General features: G+C 61.0%; 4 protein-coding genes and 2 pseudogenes. 3 read left to right on the top strand and 3 right to left on the bottom strand.

Translation table 11 applies throughout. The annotated features are described in order from the left end of the window. Positions 1-761: pseudogene (locus LQ326_RS46575) on the bottom strand (IS5 family transposase); the annotation flags it as partial. 486 nt (positions 762-1247) lie between these two features. On the opposite strand from LQ326_RS46575, the gene LQ326_RS46580 reads away from it, so the two are divergent. Together LQ326_RS46580 and LQ326_RS46585 are read left to right on the top strand one after the other, a co-directional pair. After that, the gene (locus tag LQ326_RS46580; RefSeq protein WP_234545277.1) at positions 1248-2741 is read left to right on the top strand and encodes a PD-(D/E)XK nuclease family protein; all 1494 of its coding nucleotides are present in this window, start codon (positions 1248-1250) and stop codon (positions 2739-2741) included. A gap of 135 nt (positions 2742-2876) precedes the next feature. After that, positions 2877-3683 carry a hypothetical protein gene (locus LQ326_RS46585; RefSeq protein ID WP_234545278.1) on the top strand — a complete coding sequence of 269 codons (807 nt, stop codon included), beginning with the start codon at positions 2877-2879 and terminating at the stop codon, positions 3681-3683. Here the strand turns inward: LQ326_RS46585 and LQ326_RS46590 are convergent. Further along, a complete protein-coding gene (locus LQ326_RS46590; protein ID WP_234545279.1) occupies positions 3680-4840 on the bottom strand; it encodes an ImmA/IrrE family metallo-endopeptidase in 1161 nt (386 codons plus the stop codon). The genes LQ326_RS46585 and LQ326_RS46590 overlap by 4 nt on opposite strands. Before the next feature lie 546 nt (positions 4841-5386). Between LQ326_RS46590 and LQ326_RS46595 the strand changes: the two genes are divergently transcribed. Beyond that, complete coding sequence (locus tag LQ326_RS46595) at positions 5387-6301, top strand: aminoglycoside phosphotransferase family protein (protein WP_234545280.1); 915 nt, start codon at positions 5387-5389, stop codon at positions 6299-6301. A gap of 3 nt (positions 6302-6304) precedes the next feature. On the opposite strand, the pseudogene LQ326_RS46600 reads toward LQ326_RS46595, so the two are convergent. After that, positions 6305-6533: pseudogene (locus tag LQ326_RS46600) on the bottom strand (sporulation protein); the annotation flags it as partial.

Here is a 6533-nt window from a genome sequence, read left to right on the forward strand (position 1 = left end):
CTTCGTTGCGGCGCTTGTACATCTCCTTGTCGAAGCCGGCGGGTCGGCCTCCCCGACTGCCGCGGCGTCGACGGTTGGCCCGCTGGTCCCTCGGCTCGGGGATGGTGTGCTTGATCTGGCGTCGACGCAGGTAGCGGCGATTGCGGCGAGAGCTGTACGCCTTATCACCACCCAAGTGGTTGGGACGCGTGCGTGGGTGCCCTCCGCGGGGGCGCATTGACCCGGATACGCTCCAGGACGGGGATCATCTGCGGGCTGTCGCCCCACTGGCCGGGGGTAACCAGCAGGGCCAGCGGCCGACAACCTCCCTCCCCAGCGAGGTGGATCTTGCAGGTCAGGCCACCCCGGGAACGGCCGAGTCCTTCGTCGGGGCGGTGCTGCCGAGGTAATGACCTCCTCTTCGGGATCCGTGGTGCTCTGCGGGGCGCCCCGGCCGCGTGCTGGTGGGCCCGGCACGAGGTGGAGTCCACGCTCACCATGCTCCAGTCGATCCGCCCTTGGGCGTCGGCATCGGCCTGGACGGCCTGGAGGATCCGGTCCCAGGTACCGTCTGCGGACCATCGGCGATGGCGCTCATAGACGGTCTTCCAGCTCCCGAACCGCTCCGGCAGGTCCCGCCAGGGGACGCCCGTGCGAATCCGGAACAAGATCCCGTTGATCACCGTTCGGTGATCACACCAGCGCCCGCCTCGGCCCCCGCACTTCGGTAGATGCGGCGCAAGCCGCGCCCACTCGTCGCCTGTCAGGTCGCCCCGCCCCACGACCAGAACAATGACCCCAAACGCGAGGCGGTCACATGATCCGCCGGACAGGCCCTAGTCCAGCCACCCCCAACAGTGCAAGGCAGTGGTAGATGGCTGTCTCCGGGCGCAGCAACCTCTCGGACCCACACCACTTCGGACTGGGATGCTCGAAGAGCCCCCGGAGGGCGGCAGGGGCGTTCTCGGCGCATCTCGCACGCACCTCATTGCCCGCCCTGGGCGCCGAGCGCGATCACTATGCGCCGGATGAGCCAGCCGTCCGTCTGGCCACCTTGCATGCGCCACTACAGCCCCGCTGGACGCAAAACTCTCCTGGGCCGCTCATCCCCCTCGAACCAGCACTAATATGGTTCCTCATCGCTCGGATGATGGATGGGGGGCTCAGCAGCGGTGTGCGCTCATACAGTGCGACCGAACCTCGTCGGACGCACCAACATTCTCAAGATCAGTGCTACAGACGTCCAGGAGCGCGCTAAGACTTGCGGAATGGGCGGCGCGTTGAAGGTCCGTCCTGACGTGAGGGGCGAGGCTTGGCAGCGACGCTGGGACGACAGCCATCCTTTCCTTCTCGGCATTATCCGGGAAATCGCGTGTGCAATCCATGACGATCCAAGGATCGACACATGGCACGGCATGCAATCTGTAATCAGCGAGAGGCTCAGCCAGATATCCCTGCATCCTGCCACTCGCAGATACGCAGAACACGCCATCGCTGGCTACCTCGAAGCGCACGATGCACTGTCTGCTGAAACACCAGGTCTGAAGTTCCGATCCTTTGATCCAAAAATCTTCCCTGAACCGGGAGGGACTCTGTGGGTCTGGGGCCCATTGTACGAGGATGGAAACGGGATCCGTGAGGTGCGCAAAATGCGCTTTGGGTCGGTACGTGAGAAGCCAGTCACGCCCGAACCGTGGACGGCCGTAGCTGCACACGTTGCAAGCTTATTCAGGCCGACGCAGAATATTTCTCGGATTCGGGTGGTAGAGATCGGGTTGGAGGACTCCTCCTTTCAAGTGCTCTTTGATGAAAATCCAGAGGAGGCGCGATCCGCATTTACGTCTATTGCGCTGCCCAACCTGCACAAGATAATTCGTGGTGATACCTATCATCCCGGGAGCTTCTGCAAGGACTGTAAAATTGCCGGAAGCTGCAGCGCCCTTGAAAAGCTGGATGGATTTCTTGGGCAATCAACCCCGGGATCCGCCACCCGTTCGGTCAGTGCGCGAGATATCGAGCTGTATAAGACGTGTCCCGCGCAATGGTTCATTACACGTTCGCAGCATTTGCCCCAGAAGGATTCATCGGGTCCCGCGTCTCATCGGGGGCGTCTCGTGCACGGCTGGATCGCAAAAGCTCACAGCCGGTCGGTTCGGTGCACTGTGCAGGACATTGGTAGTTTCGATGATCCGGACTCTTTTACGTCAACTCTCTCACCGGACGAATACGCGGAGATACAGCCCTTCCTTGCTCAACATGTTGAAATCTGCCCAGTGCGCGACGAGACGCAAGTCATCTCTATTGAGGCGCCTGTTTACGGTTATGACGCCCTGGCCGATGTGATCATTGTTAGCGCACCCGACATGATCTATGTCGACGCTGACGATTCGCTGGTAATTCGTGAGACGAAAACGACCAGTCGCGATATGCCCCAAGATGACGCAGAGGCCTTCGATCAATTTTTCGCGGTCGCTTGGCTTCTCAGCCTTTTTGCCAGTGGCTACAGAGGACCCTATCAAAGTGCGTCTGCCCGGCTAGAGTTGGAAGTGATCACATCCGACGCCAGTCGAGTGTTCGAATGGGACCTGAAAGATAAAGGCGTCCTTCGAATGGCACAGAAGGAGGTCCGGCGGCGGGTCAAGTCCTGGCACGGGGACGTTACTTGGGCTGCGACTCCCGGAAGGCATTGCACCTGGTGTCCAGTCAGAGGCTGGTGCCCTGAAGCACAACGCGACGACGAGAGCAACACCGAGACGGAGTGACCACGCCAATGCGGACGCATTTCGCCTCTGGCGCGTTCCTGGAGGCGGGTGCGTGTGTCCTCCGTCGGGGCTACGCTTGTCCAGGTACTCCAGCAGGCGGAGCAGGAGTGTGGATGGGACACCGAGGAGGGGCAGTTGGACGACCTGGGGCGCCCCTCCCCCAAGGCGATGGCCCTTCGGCGGCCGAGCTTGCAGCCGCGCCCGCCATCGCGTCCGTCACGCTGGCAGGAAGTGGCGACCCAGGCGAAGCGTCACTCTCCCGTTGACCTGGCGTGGTGCGACACCGGCACCCTGTGCTCCTTGGGTCTCCGGCCGGCAATGCTCAACAAGGTGCTGGCCCTGTATGGTTCGTCACTTGTCGTCACCGACGCTGTGGCACGGGAGATCCGTGCCATGGCGAACATCCCGAACGCCGCACGGACTGCGGAAAACCGCCTGAGGTGCAACAGCGCTGACGCGATCGTTCGAAAGCTGGACGCTGGTGAGATTCGGGAACTCCCCCTCCCCGCGACGAGTGAGACGCTCGACATGCTCGATAGGGTGCTGCGGCAACTTGATGCGATCGAGCAGCGTCAGAATGCTACGGCCGGACGCTCCGACGACGCTGTGCGCTCTTCCCAGAAGCACGCAGGGGAGGCTTACAGCATCGTGAGCGCCATACTCACGGTTGGTCACCAGCGGAGCACCCGGCTTCTCACGAATGACAACGGCGCAACCCTGGTTGCTGAACGAAACGGCATTGCCTGGAAGCACACGGGGCAGTTGCTCGCAGAACTTGGGTGTCAGGATTCGCTCATGGACGCAGAGCTGCTGTACGAGAACTTCGACCAGATGACATCGAGGTTTGCCACGGTTCCGGCAGAACTTCGGCCCGGCACCTCGGACTTCTTCGTCTGCCGTCAAAAGGACGGTATCTGCGCCCTATGTGATGGCGCCATCTAGGAACCGATCAAGTCCCAGCCGGCAGCGTGGAGTTGCTCGGCAGCATGTTCCTGATCGCCATCGGCAATCACATCGGCAACCGCCTGCAAGGAGATCAATCCAGCAGCGAACGAGTTAAGAGACTGCTGAGTGAGGCGCTCAGACGGAAAGCATCGACTTTCATTCTGTTTGACCTCAGCCCATTGTTCCATGTTTCCCGATGTAATCATCAGGTCGGCAATTCTTGCCTTCCCACAAGCTTCGATTATATCGGGACTCGTGAATTCGCCGATAGTTTCGCGAAGTGCGTACATGGTGGCATCGCGACTGACGCCGTAAGTGAGCATTAGATTCGTTACGAAGCCAGCAACTTTTTCAAAGCTATTGATGGCCCCATACCCGCTGTAAGCGTGATGTAGGGCTTCTTCTGGAAGCAGAAAATTCCGTGCGAATGAGTCGGCGATTCGCTCGGGCCGCCTATCTTCAACCGTAGCCCGGTCCACAACGACTTGCCCTGTATCTCGTTGCAGAATATGGCTGAGCTCGTGCGCCAAGGTAAAACGCTGTCGAGCCCAGTTGTCTTCGCAGTTGATCAGGATAACCCAAGCCGTATTGTCGCCCCACTGTTCTGGTACGGAAATGCCGTGCACATCGCGCGGGAGCACTCGATATTCAACGGGATAACCGAGGCTCTCGACCAGCCCGGTAAGATCTCCGATTGGCTCAAGGTCGTCGATGTCCAAGAAAGCTCGAAGTCGGGAAGCGGTGCTCTCGCCAGCTTCTCGATCGTGCCAGACTTTAGAGGGGGAGAATTTAGTAAGCGATACGGTCGGCTCTTCGTATCCCCAGTCACGAGTCAAGCGATCAACAGAAAGAAGCTTTGCGGCGTGTGAGACTGACTCGCTGACATCGCTTATGCCTTCTAGTACGCCCAGTCGGAAGCTAACACCCATTGAGGGTGTCTTGGATTGAAGAAGAGTGCTAGGAGCAATCTTAAAGAACGCGCCAAGCGCCGTCGCTTCATACAGTGAAGGCAATCGAGAACCAGAGATTAGCTCGTGAAAAGCGTCATCGGATTCAAGAAGCTCAATTAGCTGTGCAGGTGGCGTTTGTCCTTCGGTGATTAGGGACTTGAAGGTCGCACTAAAACGCTCTTCGGGTGTTTCCCCCACTTCCACTCACCGCCCTTTCCGCTGCGCTGCCAACTCACTCCGTAAGGCTCTGACTTGCCTCATGCATCGCCTACCAGTGTGGCAGATGTCCTGCCACCACACAGTGTGCGCAGCAGGACTGGTACCCCTGCTCCACACAAAGAGACACTATCCTCCGGGACTGACAGTCACTATCTGTGACTGCTAGTGCCAGAGGCTCGGTGGTAGGCCTGGGCTGCGGTGAAAGTAGATGCGGGTGGCTGCCTGGTCTCCTCCGCTGACTGAGCTTGTAGGGGGCCTGGTCGGCGGGTTTGACCAGAGCGTGGCTTGCGCAGACGATCGGCCGTGCCACACGCTGCCTGGTGAAATCACTGAGCTGCTCACCAAGCGTCTACACAGCTCCAACCCTGAGATGGGCCTCGAAGTCGCGTAGCTTCCGAAGCTATGAGTCCGGGCCTCGCTGAGATGGTCTCCTCTGGGTACTGTCCTCGACGTGTGTCCGGCACACGTCGGGTTGGTCACCCATAGGCGTGCGCCGGTTGATCGCGCGCGACTAGGGGAGCTGGTACGGGCATGGCGCTTGACGCTGCTCGATCGCAAGAGGGGTTCACGTCGACGAGGGCCGCACGGGTGATGACTGCCGCATGCCAGGCTGCGGGGCTCGATGGCAGAGGCGCTGAGCTGATCCGGCTCGGGGAGAACGCCCTGTTTCGCCTCGCTTCTGCGCCGGTCATTGTGCGCGTGGCGAGAGGGCAGGAGTGGTTGCCTAAGGCCCGTGTGGAAGTGGACGTGTCGCGATGGCTGAAGGAAGAGGGGTTTCCGGCATCCCGTATCGTCGAGGATCTGAAGCAGCCACTCTTGATCGGCGGCCATCCGGTGACGTTCTGGCATCTGATCGTGGAGGGTGACCGTAAGGCGACGTACGGGGAGCTGGGCGGGGTCCTGCGGGATCTGCACTCGCTGACCGTGCCGGACGGGCTTGTACTGCCGTCGTACGACCCTTTCGACAAGCAGGCATTGAGGCTCGATCGGGCGGTGATCCCGGACGATGACAAGGTGTTCTTGCGGAAGCGCTGGCGCGAGCTGCGGGACAAGTACGCCGAGCTGCGGTTCGAGTCGGCCAAGGGGCCGGTGCACGGAGACGCCCACGTGCAGAACCTCATGGTGGATGACCAAGGCCGCGTGATCCTGATCGACTTCGAGATGTTCTGCTACGACCATCCGGAGTGGGATCTCATGGTTACGGCCGTGGAGCACCACAGCCTTGGGTGGCAGACCGACGAACAGTACGCCGACTTCGTGGCGGCCTACGGGCGCGACCTGTACGACTGGCCCGGTTACGAGACGTTGCGGGGCATCCAAGAGTTCGGCATGACGACGTGGCTCATGCAGAACGTGCAGGAGGACGAGGACACGGCGGCCGAGTACCGCCGGCGCATCGCCGGACTGCGGAATGACGATGCGCCTCGGGACTGGCGCCCCTGGTGACTGCTACTCGTCGTCCTCGTCCAAGCGGGTGAGCGCATCGCGCACCTTGTCGTTGAAGGCTGCCACGGTGGGGTTCGTCGCGTGCACGCTGACCTCGTTCTGGAAGTCGGTCACGTAGCGCTGGAACCGGGTGGACTGGAGGGAGTCGCCGCCGTCGACCGCGAGGCTTGCGGTGGTGACGGCGGCTTCCAACTCGCCGCTCAGTAGCTGGCTCTGGGCAAGCACCATGCGG

The sequence above is a fragment of the Streptomyces shenzhenensis genome, assembly GCF_021462265.1.
Lineage (GTDB): Bacteria > Actinomycetota > Actinomycetes > Streptomycetales > Streptomycetaceae > Streptomyces > Streptomyces shenzhenensis.